The 24,741-nt window shown below is 66.0% G+C and carries 23 protein-coding genes; 1 reads left to right on the top strand and 22 read right to left on the bottom strand.

The window, feature by feature from the left end; translation table 11 throughout:
- Position 1 precedes the first annotated feature (1 nt).
- From BLS74_RS01820 to BLS74_RS01780, 9 genes are all read right to left on the bottom strand, one after another.
- The gene (locus BLS74_RS01820) at positions 2-988 is read right to left on the bottom strand and encodes a branched-chain amino acid ABC transporter permease (RefSeq protein WP_093102461.1); all 987 of its coding nucleotides are present in this window, start codon (positions 986-988) and stop codon (positions 2-4) included.
- A gap of 12 nt (positions 989-1,000) precedes the next feature.
- On the bottom strand, positions 1,001-1,876 hold the full coding sequence (locus tag BLS74_RS01815) for a branched-chain amino acid ABC transporter permease (protein ID WP_093102459.1): 876 nt from the start codon (positions 1,874-1,876) through the stop codon (positions 1,001-1,003).
- 34 nt (positions 1,877-1,910) lie between these two features.
- Positions 1,911-3,104, bottom strand: a complete 1,194-nt coding sequence (locus tag BLS74_RS01810) for an ABC transporter substrate-binding protein (RefSeq protein ID WP_093102457.1) — start codon at positions 3,102-3,104, stop codon at positions 1,911-1,913.
- A gap of 22 nt (positions 3,105-3,126) precedes the next feature.
- Entirely contained in the window at positions 3,127-3,837 is a 711-nt protein-coding gene (locus BLS74_RS01805; RefSeq protein ID WP_093102456.1) for an ABC transporter ATP-binding protein, read from the bottom strand.
- Positions 3,838-4,608 (bottom strand): ABC transporter ATP-binding protein, encoded by a 771-nt coding sequence (locus BLS74_RS01800; RefSeq protein WP_093102454.1) that lies wholly within the window; start codon positions 4,606-4,608, stop codon positions 3,838-3,840.
- Between the two features lie 167 nt (positions 4,609-4,775).
- Positions 4,776-6,338 (bottom strand): DHA2 family efflux MFS transporter permease subunit, encoded by a 1,563-nt coding sequence (locus BLS74_RS01795; RefSeq protein ID WP_093102453.1) that lies wholly within the window; start codon positions 6,336-6,338, stop codon positions 4,776-4,778.
- 18 nt (positions 6,339-6,356) lie between these two features.
- Positions 6,357-7,676, bottom strand: a complete 1,320-nt coding sequence (locus tag BLS74_RS01790) for an HlyD/EmrA/EmrK family protein (protein WP_093102451.1) — start codon at positions 7,674-7,676, stop codon at positions 6,357-6,359.
- 28 nt (positions 7,677-7,704) lie between these two features.
- Positions 7,705-9,177 (bottom strand): efflux transporter outer membrane subunit, encoded by a 1,473-nt coding sequence (locus tag BLS74_RS01785; protein ID WP_093102449.1) that lies wholly within the window; start codon positions 9,175-9,177, stop codon positions 7,705-7,707.
- On the bottom strand, positions 9,158-9,685 hold the full coding sequence (locus BLS74_RS01780) for a MarR family winged helix-turn-helix transcriptional regulator (RefSeq protein ID WP_093102447.1): 528 nt from the start codon (positions 9,683-9,685) through the stop codon (positions 9,158-9,160). Before BLS74_RS01780 ends, BLS74_RS01785 begins: the two co-directional genes overlap by 20 nt.
- A 76-nt stretch (positions 9,686-9,761) precedes the next feature.
- On the opposite strand from BLS74_RS01780, the gene BLS74_RS01775 reads away from it, so the two are divergent.
- Positions 9,762-11,546 (top strand): ABC transporter transmembrane domain-containing protein, encoded by a 1,785-nt coding sequence (locus BLS74_RS01775; protein ID WP_093102446.1) that lies wholly within the window; start codon positions 9,762-9,764, stop codon positions 11,544-11,546.
- A 132-nt stretch (positions 11,547-11,678) separates the two neighbouring features.
- Here BLS74_RS01775 and BLS74_RS01770 read toward each other — a convergent pair whose 3' ends face one another.
- Genes BLS74_RS01770 through BLS74_RS01710 form a run of 13 tightly spaced genes read right to left on the bottom strand, consistent with a single transcriptional unit; the run spans position 11,679 to position 24,734 of the window.
- Positions 11,679-12,116 (bottom strand): DUF1178 family protein, encoded by a 438-nt coding sequence (locus BLS74_RS01770; protein ID WP_093102444.1) that lies wholly within the window; start codon positions 12,114-12,116, stop codon positions 11,679-11,681.
- Positions 12,117-12,126: 10 nt separating this feature from the next.
- Positions 12,127-12,717 carry an NUDIX domain-containing protein gene (locus BLS74_RS01765; RefSeq protein ID WP_093102443.1) on the bottom strand — a complete coding sequence of 197 codons (591 nt, stop codon included), beginning with the start codon at positions 12,715-12,717 and terminating at the stop codon, positions 12,127-12,129.
- Between the two features lies 1 nt (position 12,718).
- On the bottom strand, positions 12,719-13,024 hold the full coding sequence (locus BLS74_RS01760) for a DUF2818 family protein (RefSeq protein WP_093102441.1): 306 nt from the start codon (positions 13,022-13,024) through the stop codon (positions 12,719-12,721).
- Positions 13,025-13,039: 15 nt separating this feature from the next.
- Positions 13,040-14,527, bottom strand: a complete 1,488-nt coding sequence (gene nuoN / locus BLS74_RS01755) for an NADH-quinone oxidoreductase subunit NuoN (RefSeq protein ID WP_093102440.1) — start codon at positions 14,525-14,527, stop codon at positions 13,040-13,042.
- 24 nt (positions 14,528-14,551) lie between these two features.
- On the bottom strand, positions 14,552-16,027 hold the full coding sequence (locus BLS74_RS01750; RefSeq protein WP_093102438.1) for an NADH-quinone oxidoreductase subunit M: 1,476 nt from the start codon (positions 16,025-16,027) through the stop codon (positions 14,552-14,554).
- Positions 16,028-16,054: 27 nt separating this feature from the next.
- Positions 16,055-18,091 carry an NADH-quinone oxidoreductase subunit L gene (gene nuoL, locus BLS74_RS01745; RefSeq protein ID WP_093102437.1) on the bottom strand — a complete coding sequence of 679 codons (2,037 nt, stop codon included), beginning with the start codon at positions 18,089-18,091 and terminating at the stop codon, positions 16,055-16,057.
- A gap of 9 nt (positions 18,092-18,100) precedes the next feature.
- On the bottom strand, positions 18,101-18,409 hold the full coding sequence (gene nuoK, locus BLS74_RS01740) for an NADH-quinone oxidoreductase subunit NuoK (protein ID WP_086922746.1): 309 nt from the start codon (positions 18,407-18,409) through the stop codon (positions 18,101-18,103).
- On the bottom strand, positions 18,406-19,053 hold the full coding sequence (locus BLS74_RS01735) for an NADH-quinone oxidoreductase subunit J (RefSeq protein WP_093102435.1): 648 nt from the start codon (positions 19,051-19,053) through the stop codon (positions 18,406-18,408). Before BLS74_RS01735 ends, nuoK begins: the two co-directional genes overlap by 4 nt.
- Positions 19,054-19,092: 39 nt before the next feature.
- Entirely contained in the window at positions 19,093-19,611 is a 519-nt protein-coding gene (gene nuoI / locus BLS74_RS01730) for an NADH-quinone oxidoreductase subunit NuoI (RefSeq protein WP_093102433.1), read from the bottom strand.
- Between the two features lie 11 nt (positions 19,612-19,622).
- Complete coding sequence (gene nuoH / locus BLS74_RS01725) at positions 19,623-20,699, bottom strand: NADH-quinone oxidoreductase subunit NuoH (RefSeq protein WP_093102432.1); 1,077 nt, start codon at positions 20,697-20,699, stop codon at positions 19,623-19,625.
- Positions 20,696-22,849 carry an NADH-quinone oxidoreductase subunit NuoG gene (nuoG, locus tag BLS74_RS01720; RefSeq protein WP_093102430.1) on the bottom strand — a complete coding sequence of 718 codons (2,154 nt, stop codon included), beginning with the start codon at positions 22,847-22,849 and terminating at the stop codon, positions 20,696-20,698. The genes nuoH and nuoG overlap by 4 nt, the downstream gene beginning before the upstream one ends.
- A gap of 20 nt (positions 22,850-22,869) precedes the next feature.
- On the bottom strand, positions 22,870-24,213 hold the full coding sequence (gene nuoF, locus BLS74_RS01715) for an NADH-quinone oxidoreductase subunit NuoF (protein ID WP_170855467.1): 1,344 nt from the start codon (positions 24,211-24,213) through the stop codon (positions 22,870-22,872).
- A complete protein-coding gene (locus tag BLS74_RS01710) occupies positions 24,210-24,734 on the bottom strand; it encodes an NADH-quinone oxidoreductase subunit NuoE (protein WP_093102429.1) in 525 nt (174 codons plus the stop codon). The genes nuoF and BLS74_RS01710 overlap by 4 nt, the downstream gene beginning before the upstream one ends.
- Between the last annotated feature and the right edge of the window lie 7 nt (positions 24,735-24,741).

Below are 24,741 nucleotides of genomic sequence, written 5' to 3'. Positions count from 1 at the left end.
GCTAGGCGCGCGGCCCGCGCTGCCGCTCGACGAAGGCGATGATCTCGCCCATGATGCCGCGCCGGAAGGCCAGCACGCAGATCACGAAGATCAGGCCGGTGACCATGGTGACCGACTCGCCGAGGGTGTTGAACCAGTCGATGGTGGTGATGCGCGCGAGCAGGTTGCCGAACTCGCCGATCTTGTTCTCGAGCAGCACCACCACGGCCGAGCCGACCAGCGGGCCGGAGAGCGTGCCCAGGCCGCCCACCAGCGTCATCAGGATGACTTGACCCGACGCGGTCCAGTGCACGTCGGACAAGGTGGCGAAGCCCAGCACCAGGGTCTTGAGCGAACCGGCCAGGCCCGAGAGCGCCGCCGAGATCACGAAGGCCAGCAGCTTGAAGCGGCTTACGTCGTAGCCCAGTGAGAGCGCGCGTGCCTCGTTTTCCTTGATGCCCTTCAGCACCTGACCGAAGGGCGAATGGATGGTGCGCACGATCAGCAGGAAGGCGGCGACCACGATCGCCAGGGCCACGTAGTACATGGTGAGGTCGTTCTGCAGATCGAGCAGGCCGAAGAGCCGGCCGCGCGGCACGCCCTGCAGGCCGTCCTCGCCGCCGGTGAACTTGGCCTGCAGCGCGACGAAGAACATCATCTGCGCCAGCGCCAGCGTGATCATCGCGAAGTAGATTCCTTGACGGCGGATCGCCAGCACGCCGAACAGCCAGCCCAGCAAGGCGCCAGTGAGCGTGCCGGCGATGAGGCCCAGTTCGGGCGTCAGGCCCCAGACCTTCATCACCTGCCCCGCCACGTAGGCCGAGCCGCCGAGGAAGGCCGCGTGGCCGAAAGACAGGAGCCCGGTGTAGCCGAGCAGCAGATTGAAAGCCGAGGCGAACAGTGCGAAGCACATGAGCTTCATCACGAACACCGGGTAGGCGCCGGCGAAGGGCGCCACGATCAGCGCGACGAGCAGCAGCAGGTAGATGACGAGGGATAGCTTTTTCATGCGGCTCGCGTCTTATTTTTCTTTTCCGAACAGGCCGGCCGGCCGGATGAGCAGCACGATGACCATGATCACGAACACGACGGTGGAGGATGCCTCGGGATAGAAGACCTTGGTCAGGCCCTCGATCACGCCGAGGCCGAGCCCGGTCAAGATGGCTCCCATGATCGAGCCCATGCCGCCGATCACGACCACCGCGAACACCACGATGATGAGGTTCTGCCCCATCAGCGGCGAGACCTGGATCACCGGCGCCGCCAGCACGCCCGCGAAGGCCGCGAGCGCGACGCCAAAGCCATAGGTCAGCGTGATCATCAGCGGCACGTTGACGCCGAAGGCCTCGACCAGGCGCGGGTTCTCGGTGCCTGCGCGCAGGTAGGCGCCCAGCCGCGTCTTCTCGATCACGAACCAGGTCGCGAAGCAGACCACGAGCGAGGCCGCCACCACCCAGGCACGGTAGTTGGGCAGCACCATGAAGCCGAGATCGGTGGCGCTCGACAGCGCATCGGGCGCGTCGTAGCCCAGGCCCGAGACGCCGTAGACCGAGCGGAACACGCCTTCGATCAGCAGCGTGAGGCCGAGCGTGAGCAGGAGACCGTAGAGATGATCGAGCTTGTAGATCCAGCGCAGCAGCAGCCGCTCGATCAGCACGCCGAACAGGCCGACGATGATCGGTGCCGCGACCAGCATCACCCAGTAGTTGACGTTGAAGTAGTTCATCGCCATCCAGGTCAGCACGGCGCCCAGCATGAACAGCGCGCCGTGCGCGAAGTTGATCACATTGAGCAGGCCGAAGATCACTGCGAGCCCAAGGCTCAGGATCGCGTAGAACGATCCGTTGACCAACCCGAGAAGGAGCTGGCTCAGCAGGGCAGGCAGTGAAATTTGCATACGGGAAGGCGATGAACGAGATCAGTGAGTCAGCTTATTTCCAGAGGGAGCACTTGCTCTCGGCTTTTGTCGTGAAGACCTGGTCGCCCGGCATCGTCTTGACCACCTTCAAGTAGTCCCAGGGCTTCTTCGACTCGGCCGGCGACTTGACCGCCACCAGGTACATGTCGTGCACCATGCGGCCATCGGCGCGGATGGTGCCCTTGGCATAGAAGTCGTTGATGGGCAGCTTCTTGAGCTGTTCCATCACCTTGTCGGCATCCGTCGACTTGGCTGCCTCGACCGCCTTGAGGTAGGTCGTGGTAGCCGAGTAGTCGGCCGCCTGGATGTCGGTGGGCATGCGCTTGGTCTTTTCGAAGTAGCGGGCCGCGAACTTGCGCGTGTCGTCGTTCAGGTCCCAATACCAGCTGGTCGTGTGGAGCAGGCCTTCCGTGTTCTTCACGCCAAGGCTGTGTATGTCAGTCAGGAACACCAGCAGGCCCGCCGTCTTCATGGTCTTGCCGATGCCGAATTCCTTGGCGGCCTTGATCGAGTTGATGGTGTCGCCGCCGGCGTTGGCCAGACCCAGGATCTGCGCCTTGGAGTTTTGCGCCTGCAGCAGGAAGGACGAGAAGTCCGAGGCGTTGGTTGGATGGCGCACCGCGCCGACCACCGTGCCGCCCTTTTCCTTCACCACCTTGGCGGTGTCGGCTTCGAGCGCATGGCCGAAGGCGTAGTCGGCGGTCAGGAAGAACCAAGTCTTGCCGCCGGTATCGACCACCGCGCCGCCAGTGCCCCTGGCCAGCGCCACGGTGTCGTAGGCGTAGTGCACGGTGTACGGGGTGCACTGCTCGTTGGTGAGCGCCGAGCTGGCCGCGCCATTGGTGAAGAACACGCGCTTCTTCTCCTGCGCCACCTTGGCTATCGCAAGCATCGCGCCGGAATTGGTGCCGCCGAAGATCATGCTGGCGCCGGCCGTGTCGATCCACTCGCGCGCCTTGGAGGCGGCGATGTCAGCCTTGTTCTGATGGTCGGCCGAGAGCAGTTCGATCGGCTTCCCGAGCGCCTTGCCGCCGAAGTCGTCGATTGCCATCTGGATCGCCGTGGCGCCCCCCTTGCCTTCCAGATCGGCGTACAGGCTCGACATGTCGGTCACGAACCCGATCGTGACCTTGTCCTGCGCCTGTGCGCCGGAAGCAAGGGCCAGTGCGCCGATGGCCAGCGCGAGTGCGGTGAGTTGCGTTTTCATGTTGACTCCTTCAGAAAAATGATCAGACGCCGAGCAGTTCATGGAGCACCGGCATCTTGGCTTCGAGTTCGGCTGCGCCGAACTTCTCGACGATGCGACCGTGCTCCATCACGTAGAAACGGTCGGCCAGCGGCGCCGCGAAGCGGAAGTTCTGCTCCACCATGACCACGGTGTAGCCCTTGCCGCGCAGCATGTGGATCATGCGGGCCAGCGCCTGCACGATCACGGGCGCCAGGCCTTCGGATATCTCGTCGAGCAGAAGCAGCTTGGCGCCGGTACGCAGGATACGCGCGACCGCCAGCATCTGCTGCTCGCCGCCCGACAGGCGCGTGCCCTGGCTGTTGCGGCGCTCGGCCAGGTTGGGGAACATTGCGTAGATCTCGTCCACCGACATGCCCTGCCCTGCGCCCTTCAGCACGGGCGGCAGCAGCAGGTTTTCCTCGGCCGACAGGCTTGCGAAGATGCCGCGCTCTTCCGGGCAGTAGCCGATGCCGTGGTGCGCGATGCGGTGCGTGGGCATGCCGATGGTTTCAACGCCGTCGACCTTGATGCTGCCCTTGCGCGCGCCGGTGAGGCCCAGAACGGCCCGCATCGTGGTGGTGCGCCCCGCACCGTTGCGGCCCAGGAGCGTGACCACCTCGCCGGGCTGCACCACCATGTCGACGCCATGCAGCACATGCGACTCGCCGTACCAGGCGTGGAGGTCCTTGATTTCGAGTGCAGGAACGGCCATTCAATGCGCTCCTTGCAATTGGCCGTCGGTGGTGCCCATATAGGCTTCCATCACCTGCGGATTCTTCGAGACTTCGGCATACGGCCCCTCGGCCAGCACGGCGCCGCGCTGCAGCACCGTGATGGTGTCGGCGATGGTCGAGACCACGCTCATGTTGTGCTCCACCATCAGGATGGTGCGGCCGGCCGACACGCGCTTGATGAGTTCGGCCACGCGGTGCACATCTTCGTGGCCCATGCCCTGCGTGGGCTCGTCGAGCAGCATCAGCTCGGGCTCCATCGCAAGCGTGGTCGCGATCTCGAGCGCGCGCTTGCGGCCGTAGGGCAGGTTCACGGTCTGCTCGTCGGCGAGTTCTTCCAGCCCCACCTCGGCCAAGAGCGCGCGGGCGCGCTCATCGAGGGGCTTCAGCGATTTCTCGCTCTTCCAGAAGTGGTAGGAAGTGCCGAGCGCGCGCTGCAGGCCCAGGCGCACGTTCTCGAGCAGGGTCAGGTGCGGGAACACCGCCGAGATCTGGAACGAGCGGATGATGCCGCGCCGCGCAATCTGCGCCGGGCGCTCGTTCGTGATGTCCATCCCGTTGAACAGGATGGTTCCCGAAGTGGGCTCGAGGAACTTGGTCAGCAGGTTGAAGCAGGTCGTCTTGCCGGCGCCGTTGGGGCCGATCAAGGCATGGATCGATCCGCGTACGACCGAGAGATCGACCTTGCTGACCGCGGTGAAGCCCTTGAATTCCTTGGTGAGCTGGCGTGTTTCGAGAATGATGTCGCTCATCTCGCGCGGTCGCCCGTGTGCTGGCAGGAAAGATCAGTCATGCGGTCCATCTGAGCGCACCACCATGGTTGCGCGGACCGCATTGTTTGCAGCGGTAACCAAACTTGCCTACTGGGGCAAATGCCTATGCTGCACTGCAACCAGCGTCAGCTGGTTGGAAGAGAGCGTCAGTGGGCGCCGGCGGCTGCATCGGAGGCACCCGCAGCGCGCGTCGGCTTCGCCAGCCAGACGAAGGGAATCAGCAGCAGGAACAGCACGGCCGATGCATAGAACACATCATTCGCGGCCAGCATGAAGGACTGCTGGTCCACGATGCGGTTGAGCTGCGCCAGCACCTGGTCGGCGCTGAAGCCGCTGCTGCCGAGCCCGGCCATCGCGCTGCTCGCGGCCGCATTGCCCTGGTTGACCGACTCGACCAGCTGCGCGTGATGCAGCGCGGCGCGGTTCTCCCACACCGTGGTGGCGATGGAGGTTCCCATGGCGCCCGCGGTGATGCGCGCGAAGTTCGACAGCCCCGAAGCCGCCGCGATGCGATCGGGCGCGAGGCCCGACAGCGTGATCGTCACCAGCGGAATGAAGAAGAAGGCCATCGCCACGCCCTGGATCACGGTCGGGATCATGATGGTCCAGAAGTCGGCCTGGGTGTTGAAGTTGGAGCGCATCCACAGCACCAGCGCGAACACCAGGAAGGAGAAGGTGGCGTAGCGGCGCGGATCGATCTTGCTGACCGTGAGGCCGACGATCGGCGAGAACACGATCGCGAGCAGGCCCACCGGCGCCATGATCATGCCGGCCTGCGTCGCCGTGTAGCCCATGTACTGCTGCAGCCACAACGGCAGGATCACGACGTTGCCGAAGAACAGGCCGTAGGCCACCGCCGTCGCCAGCGCGCCCGACCAGAAGTTGCGGCGCTTGAAGAGCGAGAGGTCGACCACCGGGTGCTTGTCGGTCAGCTCCCAGACCAGGAAGAAGGCGAAGCCGACCACCGCCACCACCGCCATCGTCACGATCTCGGCCGAATGGAACCAGTCCAGTTCCTTGCCCTTGTCAAGCATCAGCTGCAGCGAACCCACCCACAGCACGAGGAGCGCCAGGCCGATGGCGTCGATCGGCACCTTGCGCGTAGTGCTCTCGCGCTTGCGGTAGATGCCCCAGGTGATGCCGGCGGCAAGCAGGCCCACCGGGATGTTGATGTAGAAGATCCAGGGCCAGGAGATGTTGTCGGTGATCCAGCCGCCAAGCAGCGGCCCCATTACGGGCGCGACCAGCGTGGTCATCGACCACATCGCCATCGCGAGGCCGGCCTTGGCCTTCGGGTAACTCGACAGCAGCAGCGTCTGCGACAGCGGGATCATCGGCCCGGCGACGAAGCCCTGCAGCGCGCGGAACGCGATCAGCGTCGTCATGTTGGGCGCCAACCCGCAGAGCCAGGAGCTGATGATGAACAGCAGCACGCTGGCCATGAACAGGCGCACCTGGCCGAAGCGCTGCGTGAGCCAGCCGGTGAGCGGCACCGCGATGGCGTTGGCCACCGCGAAGCTGGTGATGACCCAGGTGCCCTGCGTCGAACTGACGCCGAGGTCGCCGGAGATGGCCGGCAGCGAGACGTTGGCGATCGAGGTGTCGAGCACGTTCATGAAGGTCGCGGCCGAGAGCGCGATCGTGCCCCACAGCCGGGCGGAGCCCTCGAGCGGCGGCAGGGGTGCGGGAAGAGCCGAAGCGGTCGCCATCGTGCGCAAGCCGTCGAATCAGATCGGGTTGACGTGCGAGGGCGATGCACCCGCCGCAGAGGCGGCACTGCCCGCGGGCCGCGCCGTGCTCGCGAGCGCTGCGCCGCGGCCCATGTTGGCCGCGATGATGCGCTGCACTTCGGCGTCGGCGCCCTGGTCGAGCCGGCTGTAGACCTGTGTCTGGCTCAGCGCGCTGGCGCGCGGCGCGTCTGCGAGCATCTTGCCGCCCTTCTGCGTGACGTCGATCTCGGCATCCATCGAGAGGCCCACGCGCAGCGGATTGGCCTTGAGCTGCTCGGGGTCGAGCGCGATGCGCACCGGCACCCGCTGCACCACCTTGATCCAGTTGCCGGTGGCGTTCTGCGCCGGCAGCAGCGCGAAGGCGGCACCGGTGCCGACGCCGAGGCCGGCGACGCGGCCGGTGTATTCGACCTTCTTGCCGTACACGTCGGCCGTGAGCTTCACCGGCTGGTCGAGGCGGATGCTGCGCAGCTGCACTTCCTTGAAATTGGCGTCGACCCACACCTGGTTCAGCGGCACGATCGACATCATCGGCGTGCCGGCCGCGACGCGCTGGCCGAGCTGCACGGTGCGCTTGGCCACGTAGCCTTCGACCGGTGCCGGCATCGCGACGCGCTGTGTCGCGAGATAGGCCTCGCGCACCTTGGCGGCGGCGGCCAGCACGCTCGGGTGCTGCTCGACGCTGGTGCCTTCGGTCAGCGACTGGTTGCTCGCGAGCTGTTCGCGCGCTGAGACCACGCCGGCCTGCGCCGCCGCGAGCGCGCTCTTCGCGTTGGCGAGCGTCGTCTCGGCGTGGTTGAGTTCTTCCTTCGACACCGCGCCGTTGCCCGTGAGCGCCTGACGGCGCTTCAGGTCGTCCTGGGCGCGCGCGATGTCGCTCTGCGCCTTGACGATGTCGGACTGGCGCAGCGTGACCTGCGCGGCCAGCGAGCCGTTGTTGGCGTACAGCGTGCGCACCTGGCGCACCGTCTGCGCGAGCGCGGCCTCGGCCTGGTCGAGCGCGACCTTCGCATCGGCCGGATCGAGCTGCACCAGCGGCTGGCCGGCCTTCACGAGGTCGGTGTCGTCGGCCATGATGGCCATCACGGTGCCGCCGATCTGCGGCGTGATCTGGATCACGTTGCCCTGCACGTAGGCGTTGTCGGTCGATTCATAGTGGCTCGCGACCAGCCATTCGTAGAGGCCCCAGCCGGCGCCGGCCAGCACCACCACCGAGGCGAGTGCGGTCAGCGCGCGGCGGCGCTTGTTGCGGGAAGGCGCGGCCTCGGCGACGGGTTGGGCCGGGACGGTCGTGTCGGTGTTGTCCTTGCTGTCCATGGAAATGTCTTTCGGTTTCGCGCGGTGTTCAGGGATGCGGGGTCGGTGTCGTGCCGGCCGCAGCGGTGGTCGAAGTGGCGGGCTGCCAGCCGCCGCCCAGCGCGCGGGCCAGGCCGACCTGCGTGTCGAGGGCGCGCGCGGCGAGGTCGACCGCTTCGCGGCGCTGCGCGAGCACGGAGGTCTCTGCCGTCAGCACGTTGAGGTAGTTGCCGAGGCCGGCGCCGTAGCGCTGCACGGCGATGTCGTAGGCGGCTTCGGCCGCGCTCTGCGCGTCGCGTTGCTCGGCCTGCTGGCGCGTCACCGATTGCGCGCTGGCGACCTGGTCGGCGACGTCGCGCACCGCATCGAGCACGGAGGCGTTGTAGCTCTCGATCGCGGCGTCGAGATCGGCGGCCTTGCCGCGCAGGCTGGCGCGCAGCCGGCCGCCTTCGAAGATCGGCAGCCGGATGGCCGGGCCCACGCCCCACTGCTGGCTGCCGGACTTGACCAGGTTGTCGAAGCCGATGCTCGAGAAGCCGGCGAAGGCCACGAGGTTGATGTTCGGATAGAACTGCGTCTTCGCGTTCGCGACATCGCTGGTGGCGGCTTCGACGCGCCAGCGCGCGGCCGCGATGTCGGCGCGCCGTCCCAGCAGGTCGGCCGGGATCGTGGGCTGCAGCGCGATCGGCCGGATGCCGCCGAGCGCAGGCGGGGCCAAGCCCTGCGTCGCATTCGGCTTGGCGACGAGCGCGTCGAGCGCGTGCTGCGCAAGCGCGATCTGTTCGCGGAAGGACTCGATCTGCTGGCGCGCCTGCGGCAGGCCGCCTTCGCTCTGGCGCAGTTCGAGGCGCGTGTCGAGCCCGGCGGAGACGCGGTCGCGCACCAGCTTCAGCGTTTCTTCGCGCTGCGCCAGCGTGCGCCTGGCCACGGCCAGCTGGTCGTTCAGCCGGGCCCACTGGAAATAGCCGCGTGCGATGTTGCTGGCCAAAAGGACGCGGGCGGCGTCGGCATCGGCGGCCGCGGCATTCGCGCTGCCGATGGCCGCCTCGATCGCGGTGCGGTTCTTGCCGAAGAAGTCGAGCTCCCAGCTGGCATTGAGCTGCAGCGTGCCGGTCTCCTGGATCGAGCCGCCGAGCGGCGACGGGTAGATGTAATTGCCGCTGAACTTCTGCCGCGTGAGATCGAGCTCGCCGTCGATCTGCGGTTTGCCGGCCGCCTCGGCGATGGCGGTCGAGGTCTGTGCGCGGGCAAGGCGCGCACGCGCGACCTGCAGATTGGGATTGCCTTCCAGCGCCTGGCCGACCAGGGCGTTGAGCTGGGCATCGCCGAAGCCGAGCCACCATTGGCTGTCGACGGCAGGTGCGGCCTGCGCGCTCCCCAGCCCCAGTGAATCGGCATCGCGCAGCTTCGCGTGCGAATCGATGTGCGCCATGTCGGCGCAACCGGCCAGAACAAGGACCGCCAAGGCAGCGGCCATGGCGATCGCGCGGCGGCGCGCGAACTCAGGAAGAAGCGGATTCATCTTTTTCTCCACGGGCCGCGACGGCCTGTGCGTTGTCGAGGATGCGGCGCAGATAGCCCTTGAGCTGCACCCACTCCTCACGGGTGAAGCCGGCAAGCGCCTCGTTCTGCACGCGGCATAGGACATGGGGTACCTGTCGGGCGGCGGCGCGGCCCTCGTCGGTCAGTTCGATGTTGACCACGCGCCGGTCGGAAACGGAGCGCACGCGCCGGCACAGGCCCTTGGCTTCGAGACGGTCGAGCAGGCGCGTCATGGCACCGGTGTCGAGCTGGCACTCGCGCGCGAGTTCCGCGACGGTGGTGGCGTGGCCCAGGTGGAGCTTGTAGAGCGGCGCCCATTGCGGAAAGGTGGGCGCGCCCGGTTCCCACATGTCGCTGGCGACCGCCTGGCTCACGAGGGTCGTGATGCGGCGCATCATGTGGCCGACGCTTTCCTCGGCTTGGTAATTCTCCGGCTCGTAGAAGTCGGCGGCCGGCGGTACGGCTCCTGGGCTTGGGGAATCGGACATGGCGCGATATTAGTTGTCGCGACAACTATTGTCAAGGCTGCCTTTGAGGCGGCAAGCGTTGGCTAGAATCGAAGTCATGGTTTCCCCCGCTTCGCCCTCGCTCGCCAAGGGCTCTCCCAAATCACTGACCGGGCTGACCCCTTTTCTGCGCCCCTACCGCACCCAGATCCTGCTGGCTGCCGTGTTTCTGGTCCTGGCGGCGGCGACCACGCTGGTGTTCCCGCTGGCCCTGCGCGGCCTGATCGATGGCGGCCTGATCGCCGCCGACCGCGGTGCCCAGGCCATGGCGCTGCGCGAGCATTTCCTTGCCCTGTTCGCCGTGGCCGTGGCGCTCGGCATCTTCTCGGCGGCGCGCTTCTACACCGTGAGCTGGCTCGGCGAGCGGGTCACGGCGGACCTGCGCAACGCGGTCTACGCCCATGTGCTGCGCCAGAGCCCGGCCTTTTTCGAGACCACGCAGACCGGCGAAGTGCTGTCGCGCCTGACGGCCGACACGACGCTGGTGCAGACCGTCGTCGGCTCCTCGCTCAGCATGGGATTGCGCAACGCGGTGATGGGCAGCGGCGCGCTGGCCATGCTGATCTGGACCAACCCCTATGTGATGGTGCAGGTGCTCGGCATCCTGGTGCTGGTGGTGCTGCCGAGCATGTGGTTCGGCCGCCGCGTGCGCCGGCTTTCGCGGGCCAGCCAGGACCGCGTCGCCGATTCGAGCGCCATCGCGGCCGAGGTGCTGAATGCGATTCCCGTGGTGCAGAGCTACACGGCCGAAGCGCGCGAAGCGGCCCGCTTCGACGCCTCCACCGACAACGCCTTCCGCACCGCGGTGCGCCGCACGAAGGCGCGCTCGGTGCTGGTGGCCTTCATCATCATCGCGACCTCGGCGGCGCTGCTGTGGGGCTTGTACCAGGGCACGCAGGCGGTGCTGCGCGGCGACATCACGGCCGGCCACCTCGGACAGACGGTGGTCTACGTGATCATCCTGGCCAGTGCCGCCGCGGTGCTGGGCGAGGTCTACGGCGACCTGCTGCGCGCGGCCGGCGCCACCGAGCGCCTGATGGAGCTGCTGCACGCCAGGCCGGTCATCGTCTCGCCGGCCCAGCCGGCCAAGGCGGTGGTTCCCGCCGCCGGCAGCGCCGTCAGCTTCGAGGGCGTCACCTTCCACTACCCCTCGCGGCCCGGCACCCCGGCGCTGCGCGACTTCAGCCTCGCGGTGGCGCCGGGCGAAACCGTGGCGCTGGTGGGCTCGAGCGGCGCGGGCAAGAGCACGGTGTTCCAGCTGCTCTTGCGCTACTACGACCCGCAATCGGGCCGCATCGCGCTCGACGGCACTTCGCTCGCAGAGCTGTCACTCGACGAACTGCGCACGCGCATCGGGCTGGTGCCGCAGGACGCAGTGATCTTCTCGGCCAGCGCGCTGGAAAACATTCGCTACGGCCGGCCCGATGCGAGCGTCGAAGAAGTCCACGCCGCCGCGCGCGCCGCCTTTGCCGACGGTTTTCTGAAGGCGCTGCCCGAGGGCTACGACACCTTCCTCGGCGAGCGCGGCGTGCGCCTGTCGGGCGGGCAGCGCCAGCGCATCGCGATCGCGCGCGCGATGCTCAAGAACCCACCGCTGCTCCTGCTCGACGAAGCCACCAGCGCGCTCGATGCCGAGAGCGAGCGCATGGTGCAGGCCGCGCTCGAATCCGCGATGGTGGGCCGCACCACGCTGGTCATCGCCCACCGGCTCGCGACGGTGCAGAAGGCCGACCGCATCGTGGTGCTCGACCACGGCGGCATCGTGGAACAGGGAACGCATGCGACGCTGGTCGCGCAGAACGGCGTCTACGCGCGCCTCGCGGCGCTGCAGTTCACCTCGTAGGCACACCGGCAGGCAGCCAACTCGCATTCGCTATACCAGGAACACCGCGGAACCGGCTTTGCCGGGCCGCTGGTGTTGCCCCCGGTGAGGGGGTTGGCGGCCACACGAAGTGGGCAAGCCTGGGGGAGAGCTTTACTGCAGAGTTTCTTTGAGGGCGGGCGGGATGGGCAGCGAAAACACCGCGATCCCTTCGTCGAGCAGGGTCTGCGCTTCCTCGCGCGTGGCCTGACCGCGGATGCCGCGCTCCTCGGCTTCGCCGTAGTGCATCTTGCGGGCCTCGTCGGCGAAGCGTTCGCCGACGTCTTCGGTCTTGGCCATCACCTCGCGCACCGCACGCATCCAGCGTGCTTCAGGCGAGCTCTCGGCGGCAGGGGCGCTCGGCGCTTCGGCAGGCGGCTTGGGGCTGCCGAGGTTCAGGCGCGGCGCGGCCAGCAGCTTGGTGATGGCCGTGTCGGCACAGATCGGGCAGGACACGAGGCCGCCGGCGAGCTGCGTCTCGAACGCCTCGTTGGACGCGAACCAGCCCTCGAAGCCGTGGCCGTGGGCGCATTGGAGGTTGAGGACCTTCATGCGCGGATTATCAGGCGCCGGCGGGTGCGGCGGGCGTTTGCCAGTCGAGCGCCCATGCGCCCGACAGGACGTTTTGCAGCCAGAGCGTGCAGGTCAGCGTCTTGGCGTCGGACACGGTGCCGTCGCGGCACCAGCCGAACAGCTCGTCCGGCGTGGCGGTGATGACGTCGAGGAACTCGCCGTGGTCGAGCTGCCGGTCGCCCAGCGACAGGCCGCGCGCGAAGTAGATGTGGATGATCTCGGTCGAGTACGCCACCGCCAGGTGCATGGCGCCGGCGTGGGCCCATTCGCGCGCGCTGTAGCCGGTTTCCTCGATCAGCTCGCGCTGGCCGCAGAAAAGCGGGTCTTCGCCGGCATCGAGCTTGCCGGCCGGGAATTCGGTCATCACGCGGCCGATCGGGTAGCGGTATTGCCGCTCGAGCACGACGCGGCCGTCGTCGAGCAGCGGCACCACCACCACCGCGCCCGGGTGGATCACGTATTCGCGCGTCGCGCTCTTGCCGTCGGGCAGGCGCACGGTGTCGCGCTTGGCGTGCAGGAAATTGCCCTTGAACAGCAGCTCGCTGTTCGTGCCCTCTTCCCTCAGATGTGCGTCGTCCATGTCATTTCCGATGCTTGAGCAGGTAGCGCCAGGTGAAGCCGGGAAAGGCCAGCACGACGAAAAGCGCGCCGGTGACGGCGTAGAACTCCCAACCCTGCGGCGCGATCTGGCCCGCGCGGCGTTCGAACAGGAGGCCGACGCCGCCGGCCACGAAGTAGAGAAGCAAGAGTTCGGCCAGTCGCAGGCCCAGCGACTTGGTGCGCGCCGACAGCGGCACCAGCCCGAACAACCGCTCGTTGACGAAGGGCAGATTGGCCGCCGCCAGCGCCACCAGCAGCACGACCCAGACCGATGCGCCCTGCGACACCTAGGGCGGGCCCTGCTAGTTGGCCAGCGTGGCCACGATCGCCTGCGCGCAGAGCGTCATGAGCCCCCCCGGCACGATGCCGAGGATCAGGATCAGCGCGCCGTTGATCGCCAGCACCGTGCGCACGTCGCGCGGCGCTGACACCGTGCTCGCGGTGACCGGCGCATCGAAGTACATGACCTTGACCACGCGGATGTAATAGAAGGCGCCGATCAGCGACATCACGACGGCGAACACCGCCAGCGCGATGTACAGGCCCTGTCCCGACGCGATCAGCGCCTGCAGCACGGCCAGCTTGGCGTAGAAGCCGACCAGCGGCGGAATGCCGGCCAGCGAGAACATGGCCAGCGCCATCACGCCGGCATAGAGCGGGCTGCGCTGGTTGAGGCCGGCGAGATCGGTGATCTCCTCGCTCTCGAAGCCTTCGCGCGCCAAGAGCAGGATGATGCCGAAGCTCGCCAGCGTGGTCAGCACGTAGGTCACGATGTAGAACATCGAGGCGCTGTAGGCGAACTGCGCGTTGTAGGTGTTGTTGTTGACCACGCCCGCCACCAGGCCCAGCAGCATGAAGCCCATCTGCGCGATGGTCGAATAGGCCAGCATGCGCTTGAGGTTGGTCTGCGCGATGGCCGCCAGGTTGCCGACCAGAAGCGATGCGATGGCGAGCAAGGCGAGCATCTGCTGCCAGTCGATCGCAAGCGGCAGCAGGCCTTCCACCAGCAGGCGGATGATGATCGCGAAGGCCGCCAGCTCGGGCGCCGAGCCGATCATCAGCGTGACCGCGGTCGGCGCGCCCTGGTAGACGTCGGGCACCCACATGTGGAAAGGCGCTGCGCCGACCTTGAAGGCCAGGCCGGCGACGATGAACACCAGCCCGAAAACCAGCACCTGGTGGTTGACCTTGCGGCTCGCGATGGCCTTGAACACCTCGTTGGTGTCGAGCGAACCGGTCGCGCCATACATCATCGACATGCCGTAGAGCAGGAAGCCGCTGGCCATGGCGCCGAGCACGAAGTACTTCATCGCGGCTTCGCTGGCCACCGCGTTGTCGCGACGCAGCGCGACCAGCGCGTAGCTCGACAGCGTGAGCAGTTCGAGCCCGAGGTAGATCAGGAGGAAATTGCTGCCCGAGATCATCACGAAGATGCCGAGCAAGGCGAACATGCTCAGCGTGAACATCTCGCCGCCCTTCAGCATGCCGCGGTCGGCCGCATAGGGCCGGCCGTAGACCAGCGTGACCATCAGCGCCAGCGTCGCGAAGCACTTGAGCCAGTTGCCCATCGGGTCGCTCACGACCATGCCGGCGAAGCCGTAGTGGGTCTTGCCCTCGGTGGCCTGGAGCGCAGTGAGAAAGGCCACCACGGCAAGCGTGAGCAGCGTCAGCACGTAGGTGCGCGTGCGGTGCGTGCTGGTCGTGGACAGATCGACCAGCGCGATGATGCAGGCCATGACCAGCAGCACCGCCTCGGGGTAGATCGTCATCCAGCTGAGTTTGTCAATCATCTCGTTCTCTTGTTCAGCTTGGACTTATGGAATCTTCGAGGTCGCTACGTGGCGCAGCAGCTCGGCCACCGAGGCATTCGTCACATCGGTGAAGGGCTTGGGATAGATGCCCATCCACAGCACCGCGGCCGCGAGCAAGCCCAGCATGAGGAACTCGCGCGCATTGATGTCGCTCAGTTCCTTCACATGGTCGTTGCCCACCGGCCCGAGGTAGACGCGCTTGTACATCCACAGTGTGTAGGCGGCGCCAAAGATCAGCGCCGTGGAGGCGCCCAGGCCGAGCCAGAAGTTGGCCTTGACCGCGCCGAGGATCACCATCCATTCGCCGACGAAGCCGGCGGTGGCGGGCAGGCCGCAGTTGGCCATGGCGAACAGCAGCGCGAAGGCCGCGAACTTGGGCATGGTGTTGACCACGCCGCCGTAGTCGGCGATCTGGCGCGAGTGCACGCGGTCGTAGAGCACGCCGATGCAGAGGAACATCGCGCCAGAGACGAAGCCGTGCGCGATCATCTGCACGATGCCGCCCGACACGCCGAGCTCGTTGAAGATGAAGAAACCAAGCGTCACGAAGCCCATGTGCGCCACGGACGAATAGGCCACCAGCTTCTTCATGTCCTGCTGCACCAGCGCCACCAGGCCGACGTAGATCACCGCGATCAGCGACAGCCCGATCATGAGCCAGGCCCATTCGTGCGCAGCATCGGGCGCGATCGGCATCGAGAAACGCAGGAAGCCGTAGGCGCCGAGCTTCAGCATGATCGCGGCCAGCACGGCCGAGCCGCCCGTGGGCGCCTCGACGTGCACGTCGGGCAGCCAGGTATGGACCGGCCACATCGGCACCTTGACCGCGAAGGCCGCGAAGAAGGCGAAGAACAGGAAGGTCTGCGCGCTCGCGCTGAGCGGCAGCTTGTGCCAGCTCAGGATGTCGAAGCTGCCGCCCGACTTGTTGTACATGTAGATCAGCGCGACCAGCATCAGGAGCGAGCCGAGCAGCGTGTAGATGAAGAACTTGAAGGCCGCGTAGATCTTGTTTGGGCCGCCCCAGATTCCGATGATCAGGTACATCGGGATCAGCGTGGCTTCGAAGAACACGTAGAACAGGATGCCGTCGAGCGCCGAGAAGGAGCCGATCATGAGGCCCGAAAGGATCAGGAAGGCGCCCATGTACTGGTTGACGCGCTCGGTGATCACCTCCCACGCGGAGATCACCACGATCACCGTGATGAACGCGGTCAAGAGCACCAGCCACAGCGACAGGCCGTCGAGGCCGACGTGGTAGTGGATGCTGAAGCGCTCGATCCAGCTTCCCTTCTCGACGAACTGCATTGCGGCGGTTCCGGTCTGGAAGCGCGTGTACAGCGGAATGGTGACCAGGAAGCTCGCGATCGAACCGACCAGCGCGATCCAGCGCACGCCGTTCGCATGCTCGTCTTTACCGAAGGCCAGCAGCGCGGCGCCGAACGCGATCGGCACCCAGATGGCAAGGCTCAACAAACCCATTTTTGTTTTATCTCCGGCGCTTTGCGCTTACCTGTTGAACCAGACGAAGTACGTCATGAGGAGGAAGATGCCCATCAGCATCGCGAACGCGTAGTGGTAGATGTAGCCGGACTGCATCCAGCGCACGACGCCGGCGACGCGGCCGATCGCCCGCCACGAGCCGTCGACGATGGCGCCGTCGATGACCCCCTGGTCCCCGCCTTTCCAGAGACCGGTGCCCACCGCGCGCGTTCCGCGCGCGATGAAGTTCTCGTTGATCCAGTCCATGTAGTACTTGTTCTCGAGCAGCCGATGGACGGGACCGAAGGCGCGCTTGATCGCCGCCGGCAGCGCCGGATTGACGAGGTACATGTACCAGGCCATCACCACGCCGGCCAGCGCGAGCCAGAACGGCGCGGCAGTGAGGCCGTGCAGGGCCATCGCCATCGGGCCGTGGAAGGCCTCGGCCAGTTCCTTCATCGCGTGGTGCTTGCTCTCGTCGATGATGATCGCGTCCTTGAAGAAGCCGCCGAAGAGCATCGGATCGATGGTCATGTAGCCGATCACGACCGAGGGAATGGCCAGCAGCACCAGCGGCAGCCAGACCACCCAGGGCGACTCGTGCGGCACGCTGTGATCGTGGTGATGACCGTGCGGATCCGGTTCCGCATCGTCGCCGTGGTGATTGTTCTCGGGATTCTGGTTGTAGCGCTCCTTGCCATGGAACACCAGGAAGTACATGCGGAACGAATAGAAGGCCGTGACGAACACGCCAGCCAGCACCGCCCAGTACGCGAAGCCCGCGCCCCAGAGATGGCTTTCGTGCACGGCTTCGATGATGCTGTCCTTCGAGTAGAAGCCCGCGAACAAAGGCGTGCCGATCAGCGCCAGCGAACCCACGAGCGAGGTGATCCAGGTGATCGGCATGTATTTGCGCACGCCGCCCATCCAGCGGATGTCCTGGTTGTGGTGCATGCCGATGATCACCGAGCCGGCGCCGAGGAACAGCAGCGCCTTGAAGAAGGCGTGCGTCATCAGGTGGAACACGGCGACGGAATACGCCGAAGCGCCGAGCGCCACCGTCATGTAGCCGAGCTGCGAGAGCGTCGAGTAGGCGACCACGCGCTTGATGTCGTTCTGGATGATGCCCAGGAAGCCCATGAAGAGCGCGGTGATGGCGCCGATCACGAGCACGAAGGAAAGCGCCGCGTCGCTGAGCTCGAACAGCGGCGACATGCGCGCCACCATGAAGATGCCGGCCGTCACCATGGTCGCGGCGTGGATCAGCGCCGAGATCGGGGTCGGGCCTTCCATCGAATCGGGCAGCCACACGTGCAGCGGGAACTGCGCGCTCTTGCCCATCGCGCCGATGAACAGGCAGATGCAGATCACGGTGATCAGCATCCACTCGGTGCCGGGGAAGCTCAGCTTGGCAAGCGCGTCGGCCTTGGCGAAGGCCTCGGCGTAGTTCAGCGTGCCGGCGTAGGCGGCGATCAGCCCGATGCCGAGGATGAAGCCGAAGTCGCCCACGCGGTTGACCAGGAAGGCCTTGAGGTTGGCGAAGATCGCGCTCGGCCTGTTGTACCAGAAGCCGATCAGCAGATAGGACACCAGGCCCACCGCCTCCCAGCCGAAGAACAGCTGCAGCATGTTGTTGCTCATCACGAGCATCAGCATCGAGAAGGTGAAGAGCGAGATGTAGGCGAAGAATCGGTTGTAGCCCTCGTCTTCTTCCATGTAGCCGATGGTGTAGATGTGCACCATCAGCGACACGAAGGTCACGACGCACATCATCATCGCGGTGAGGCCGTCGACCAGGAAGCCGACTTCCATCTTGAGGCCGCCGACCACCATCCATTCGTAGATGGTGGCGTTGAAGCGGGCGCCGTCGGCGACCACGCTCTTGAGCGTCATGGCCGAGATCACGAAAGCGATGAAGACGCCGAGGATGGTCAGCGAATGCGTGATGCGGCGGCCGATGTGGTTGCCGCCGAACTTGGTGCCGAACAGGCCGGCCAGCACGGAGCCGACCAGGGGCGCCAGCGGCACGGCCAGCAGTGCGGATGCGGAGAGAGTTGCGCTCATATGTCAGTCCTAGCCCTTGAGCGCGTTGAGTTCGTCGACGTTGATGTTCGACTTGTTGCGGAACAAGAGGACCAGCAGCGCCAGCCCGATGGCCGACTCGGCCGCGGCCACGGTCAGGATGAAGAACACGAAGATCTGGCCGTGCATATCGCCGAGGAAGTACGAGAAGGCGACGAAGTTCACGTTGACTGCAAGAAGCATCAGCTCGATGCACATCAAGAGCACGATCAGGTTCTTGCGGTTCAGGAAGATGCCGATCACCGACAGCGCGAAAAGCATCGCACCCAGCGAGAGAAAGTGTCCGAGCGTGAGCGTCATGCCTTGGTCTCCCCGGCTGCCGGTGTTTCTGCGGCGGCAGGCTGCGCCGCGCGCGTGACGGGCATCTGCACGATGCGCACGCGGTCGCGCGCCTTCACGCGCACCTGGTCGGACGGATTCACGTACTTGCTGTCCTTGCGGGTGCGCAGCGTGAGCGCGATGGCCGCGACGATGGCGACCAGCAGGATGACGGCAGCGATCTCCAGCGGGTAGAGGTACTCCGTGTAGAGCAGCTTGCCGAGTTCGAGCGTATTGGAAGTGCCCGGCCCGGAGGCCATGGCGGTCTTCGGCTCGGCGAGGCGGAAGCCGCCCATCAGCACCGCGGCCATTTCGAGCGCGATCAGCGCGCCGACGCCGGCCGCGAGCGGGAAGTGCTTCCAGAAGCCCTCGCGCAGCGCGTCGACGTTGATGTCGAGCATCATCACGACGAACAGGAACAGCACCATCACCGCGCCGACGTAGACGAGCACCAGCGAGATGGCCAGGAACTCGGCGCGCAGCAGCAGCCAGATGGCCGATGCCTGGAAGAACGCAAGCACCAGATAGAGCGCGGCATACACGGGGTTGCGCGCGGTGATGACGCGGAAGGCCGCGAAAAGCAGCACCGCGGCAAACAGGTAGAACAGGCCGGTCTTGACGTCCATGGATCGGGTTGGTTTTTTGAAGTTCGGGCCAGTCCCGCTTCAGCGGTACTTGGCGTCCGCCGCCTTGTTGGCGGCGATTTCTTTTTCGTAGCGGTCGCCCACGGCCAGCAGCATGTCCTTGGTGAAGTACAGGTCGCCGCGCTTTTCGCCGTGGTATTCGAAGATGTGGGTTTCGACGATGGAGTCGACCGGGCAGCTCTCTTCGCAGAAGCCGCAGAAGATGCACTTGGTCAGGTCGATGTCGTAGCGCGTGGTGCGGCGCGAGCCGTCGTCGCGCACATCCGATTCGATGGTGATCGCGAGCGCCGGGCAGACGGCCTCGCAGAGCTTGCAGGCGATGCAGCGCTCTTCGCCGTTCTCGTAGCGGCGCAGTGCATGCAGGCCGCGGAAGCGCGGCGACAGCGGCGTCTTCTCTTCGGGAAACTGCACGGTGATCTTGCGGCTGAAGGCGTACTTGCCGGTCAGCGCGAGCCCCTTGAACAACTCGACCAGCATGAAGCTGGACAGGAAGTCCTTGAGCGAAAACGGCGCCGGCGAGGTTGCGGTGTGCGCAGACATGGCGATTCCAGTTATTTCCAGATGTTGTACGGGGTCTGCATCCAGGCGCCGACCACCACCAGCCACACCAGCGTGACCGGAATGAAGATCTTCCAGCCGAGCCGCATGATCTGGTCGTAGCGGAAGCGCGGGAAGGTCGAGCGGACCCACAGGAACATGGTGACCACGACGAAGGTCTTGATGCCCAGCCAGATCCAGCCCGGGATGAAGCCGAGGAAGTCGAAGGGAGGCAGCCAGCCGCCGAGGAACAGGACCGCGCACAGGATCGAGACCAGCCACATGTTGGCGTACTCGGCCAGGAAGAACATCGCGAAGCTCATGCCCGAGTACTCGATCATGTGGCCGGCGACGATTTCCGATTCGCCTTCCACCACGTCGAAGGGATGGCGGTTGGTTTCGGCCAGGCCCGAGATGAAGTAGACGAGGAAGATCGGCAGCAGCGACAGCCAGTTCCACGACAGGAAGCCGATGCCCATCGAGGCGAAATGCCCCTTGCCCTGCCCCATCACGATGTCGGTCATGTTGAGGCTGGCCGAGACCATGAGCACGACGACGAAGCAGAAGCCCATCGCGATTTCGTAGCTGACCATCTGCGCTGAGGCGCGCAGCGCACCGAGAAACGCGTACTTCGAGTTCGAGGCCCAGCCCGCGATGATCACGCCATAGACCTCGAGCGAGGTGATGGCCATGACGAACAGCAGGCCGGCATTGATGTTGGCCAGCGCGACGTCGGGACCGAACGGAATCACGACCCAGGCGGCCAGCGCCGGCATGATGGTCATGATCGGGCCGAGCAGGAACAGGCCCTTGTTCGCGACCGTGGGAAGGATGATTTCCTTGGTCAGGAGCTTGAGCGCGTCGGCAATGGGCTGCAGCAGGCCCAGCGGACCGATGCGGTTGGGGCCCAGGCGAATTTGCGTGAAGCCGATGGCCTTGCGTTCCCACAGCGTGAGGTAGGCGACCGCGCCCATCAGCGGCAGCACCACGACGACGATCTTGATCAAGGTCCAGATCACCGGCCAGGCGAGGCCGGTCCACCACTGGGCCGCGACCAGGCCCTGGCCGAAGCCGTGCAGGGTGTCGATCATGCGAACACCTCCTGCGCGGCCACGATGTGCGTCGCGCGCGCGTCGGCCGTCAGTTGCAGCGACGGCGCGCGGCGGACGATCGAGTCGAGCTGGTAGATGCTTGCCGCCACCGGCGGCGCAGCATGGGCGGCGCGTTCACCGTCGAGACGGGCTGCGGTGGCATTGCTCAGCTTGTCGGCCGGCACGCTGGCGCCTGCGCCGATGTCGGCCAGCACATCGGCCGTCGATTCGAAGGAGAAGCCCGAAAGGCCCAGCAGGTTGGCCAGCACGCGCAGCACCTTCCAGGCCGGACGCGCTTCGCCGAGCGGCCTTACGACCGCATGGAAACTCTGCACGCGGCCTTCGGCGTTGACGAAGGTGCCCGGCGTTTCGGTGAAGGGTGCGATCGGCAGCAGCACGTCGCTGAATTCGAGATTGGCCTTAAAGGGGCTCAGCGTCACGACCATCTGGGCGTGCGTGAGTGCCTCGATCACGGATGCGGCGGCCGCCGAATCGAACACCGGCTCGGTGTTGAGCAGCAGCACCGCCTTGAGTCCACCTGCGAGCATGTCGCCCGCGTGCAGGCCGCCGTCCCTGGGCAGGGCACCGACCAGCTGCGCGCCGACCGTATTGGCGGCCTCGGTGAGATAGCCGACGGTTGCGCCGGTCTGGGCGCCGATCCAGTTCGCCAGCGCCAGCAGCGCGCCGGCGTCGGCATGGTGAGCGGCCGCATTGCCGAGCAGGATAGCCTTGCGCTCGCCGCCGAGCAGCGACGCTGCGATGGCCTTGGCTGCATCGCCGGGCGCATCGCTGCTGGCCACGGGCGCCGCGACGCCGGTGCTGGCGGCAACCGCGCCGGCAATCTCGGCCAGCGCATCCACCCAGTTCTGCGCCGCCACGCGCACGGCGTTCGCCACGGGCATGGCCCAGGCTTCGTCGTCGGCCAGCAGTTCGGGCGAGGTCAGCGCGCTCAGCACGCCACCCTTGCGCACCGACTGGCGAATGCGCTGCGCGAACAGCGGATGGTCCTTGCGCAGGTTGCTACCGATCACGAGCACGCGCTGCAGTTGCGACAGCGATGCAATCGAGGTGCCGAGCCAGCGCACGCCTTCGAAGGCGTTGAACTCGGCGTTGCGCAGCCGGTAGTCGATGTTGCCGCTGCCGAGACCGTGCGTCAGCAGCTTGGCCAGGTGCAGCTCTTCGAGCGTGCTGTGCGGGCTGGCGAGTGTGCCGATGCTCTGCGCGCCATGGTCGGTCTTGATCTGCTTCAGGCCATTGGCCACGTACTCGAGCGCGGTCTGCCAGTCGACCTGCTGCCACTGGCCGCCCTGCTTGAGCATCGGCTGCGTGAGGCGCTCGGGGCCGTTCAATGCTTCGTACGAAAAGCGATCGCGGTCGGCGATCCAGCATTCGTTGACTTCTTCGTTCTCGAGCGGCACCACGCGCATCACGCGGTTGTTCTTGACCTGGACGATCAGGTTGGCGCCGGTCGAATCGTGCGGGCTCACCGACTTGCGGCGCGAGAGTTCCCAGGTGCGGGCGCTGTAGCGGAAGGGCTTGCTGGTGAGCGCGCCCACGGGGCAGAGGTCGATCATGTTGCCCGAGAGCTCGGAGTCGACCGAATCGCCGAGGAAGGTTTCGATTTCGGCATGCTCGCCGCGATGCGACATGCCGAGCTCCATCACGCCGGCCACTTCCTGGCCGAAGCGCACGCAGCGCGTGCAGTGGATGCAGCGACTCATCTCTTCCATGCTGATGAGCGGGCCCACGTCCTTGTGGAAGACCACGCGCTTTTCTTCTTCGTAGCGCGAGGACGAAGCGCCGTAGCCGACGGCCAGGTCCTGCAGCTGGCATTCGCCGCCCTGGTCGCAGATCGGGCAGTCGAGCGGATGGTTGATCAGCAGGAACTCCATCACCGACTGCTGGGCCTTGATCGCCTTGTCGCTCTTCGTGCGCACGATCATGCCCTGCGTCACCGGTGTGGCGCAGGCCGGCATCGGCTTGGGCGCCTTTTCGACGTCGACCAGGCACATGCGGCAGTTGGCCGCGATGCTGAGCTTCTTGTGATAGCAGAAGTGCGGGATGTAGGTACCCGCCTTGTCGGCCGCATGCATGATCATGCTGCCTTCGACGATTTCGACCTTCTTGCCGTCGAGTTCGATTTCAACCATATATGTATGTGTTTTCGCGCTCAGGCTTTGACGGGTGCCTTCGGGACGTAGCCCGGGATCAAGGCCTCGAACTCGTGACGGAAGTGCTTGATCATGGCGCGCACCGGCATCGCGGCGGCGTCGCCGAGCGCGCAGATGGTGCGGCCCTGGATGTTGTCGGCCACCGAATTGAGCAGCTCCATGTCGCTCGGCTTGCCGTGGCCGTTGTGGATGCGGTCCACCACGCGCCAGAGCCAGCCCGTGCCTTCGCGGCACGGCGTGCACTGGCCGCAAGACTCGTGCATGTAGAAGTACGAGAGGCGCTTGAGCGACTCGACCATCGAGCGGCTGTCGTCCATCACGATCACCGCACCCGAGCCCAGCATCGAGCCGGCCTTGGCGATGGAGTCGTAATCCATCGTGCACTCCATCATGATCGAGGCCGGCAGCACCGGCGCCGACGAGCCGCCAGGAATCACTGCCTTGAGCTGGCGGCCCTTGCGCACGCCACCGGCGAGTTCAAGCAACTTCGAGAACGGCGTGCCCATCGGCACTTCGTAGTTGCCGGGCAGTTCGACGTCGCCGCTGACCGAGTAGATCTTGGTGCCGCCGTTGTTCGGCTTGCCGCATTCGAGGTAGGCCGGACCGCCGTTGACGATGATCCACGGCACCGCAGCGAAAGTCTCGGTGTTGTTGATGGTGGTCGGCTTGCCGTAGAGCCCGAAGCTCGCTGGGAACGGCGGCTTGAAGCGCGGCTGGCCCTTCTTGCCTTCGAGCGATTCGAGCAGCGCGGTTTCTTCGCCGCAGATGTAGGCGCCGAAGCCATGGGACGCATGCAGCTGGAAATTGAAGCTGCTGCCCAGGATGGCATCGCCCAGGAAGCCGGCGGCGCGCGCCTCTTCCAGCGCTTCTTCGAAGCGATCGTAGGTCTGGAAGATCTCGCCGTGGATGTAGTTGTAGCCCACGCTGATGCCCATCGCATAGGCGGCGATGGCCATGCCCTCGATCACGATGTGCGGGTTGAACTGCAGGATGTCGCGGTCCTTGCAGGTGCCGGGCTCGCCTTCGTCCGAGTTGCAGACCAGGTACTTCTGGCCCGGGAACTGGCGCGGCATGAAGCTCCACTTGAGGCCGGTCGGGAAGCCCGCGCCGCCGCGCCCGCGCAGGCCCGAGGCCTTGACTTCGGCAATCACCTGCTCGGGCGTGATGCCTTCGCCGAGGATCTTGCGCAGCGCCTTGTAGCCACCGCGCGCTTCGTAGTCGGCCAGGCGCCAGTTGGTGCCGTCGAGACCGGCATAGATCTGCGGCTCGATATGGCGGTCGTGAAAGCAGGTCTGGACGCCGGTTGCCTGGAACTGCGAGAGCACTTGTTCGGGCGTCATCATTGCGCACCCTCCGCCGTCGAGGTACGCAGGCCGTCGATCAGCTGATCGAGTTTTTCGTTGCTCATGAAGCTGCACATGGTGCGGTCGTTGACCAGCATCACAGGCGAATCGGCGCAGGCGCCGAGGCACTCGCTCTGCTGCAGCGTGAACATGCCGTCCGCCGTGGTCTCGCCCATCTGGATGCCCAGCTTCTTCTCGAGATGAGCCAGCGCCACCGCGCCGTCGCGCAGCTGGCACGGCAGGTTGGTGCAGACGTTGAGCTTGAACCTGCCCACCGGCTGCTGGTTGTACATGTTGTAGAAGGTCGTGACCTCGTGCACCGCGATCGGCGCCATGCCGAGGTAGGCGGCGATCTCGCGCTCGCGCTGCACGCTGACGAAGCCTTCGTCCTTCTGCACGATCGCGAGGCAGGCCATCACGGCCGACTGCTTGCCTGCCGGCGGGTACTTGGCGACCTCGCGCGCAAAAAGCTCCAGCGTGGCGGCCGAAAGCGGCGCCTGGTTGCTGCTGTGGGTGGTCATTCGTTCG

The sequence above is a fragment of the Variovorax sp. CF079 genome, from assembly GCF_900101545.1.
Taxonomy (GTDB): Bacteria; Pseudomonadota; Gammaproteobacteria; order Burkholderiales; family Burkholderiaceae_C; genus Variovorax.
The sequence above is the reverse complement of the archived record's forward strand: the minus strand, read 5'-3'. Positions and strand labels throughout refer to the sequence as shown.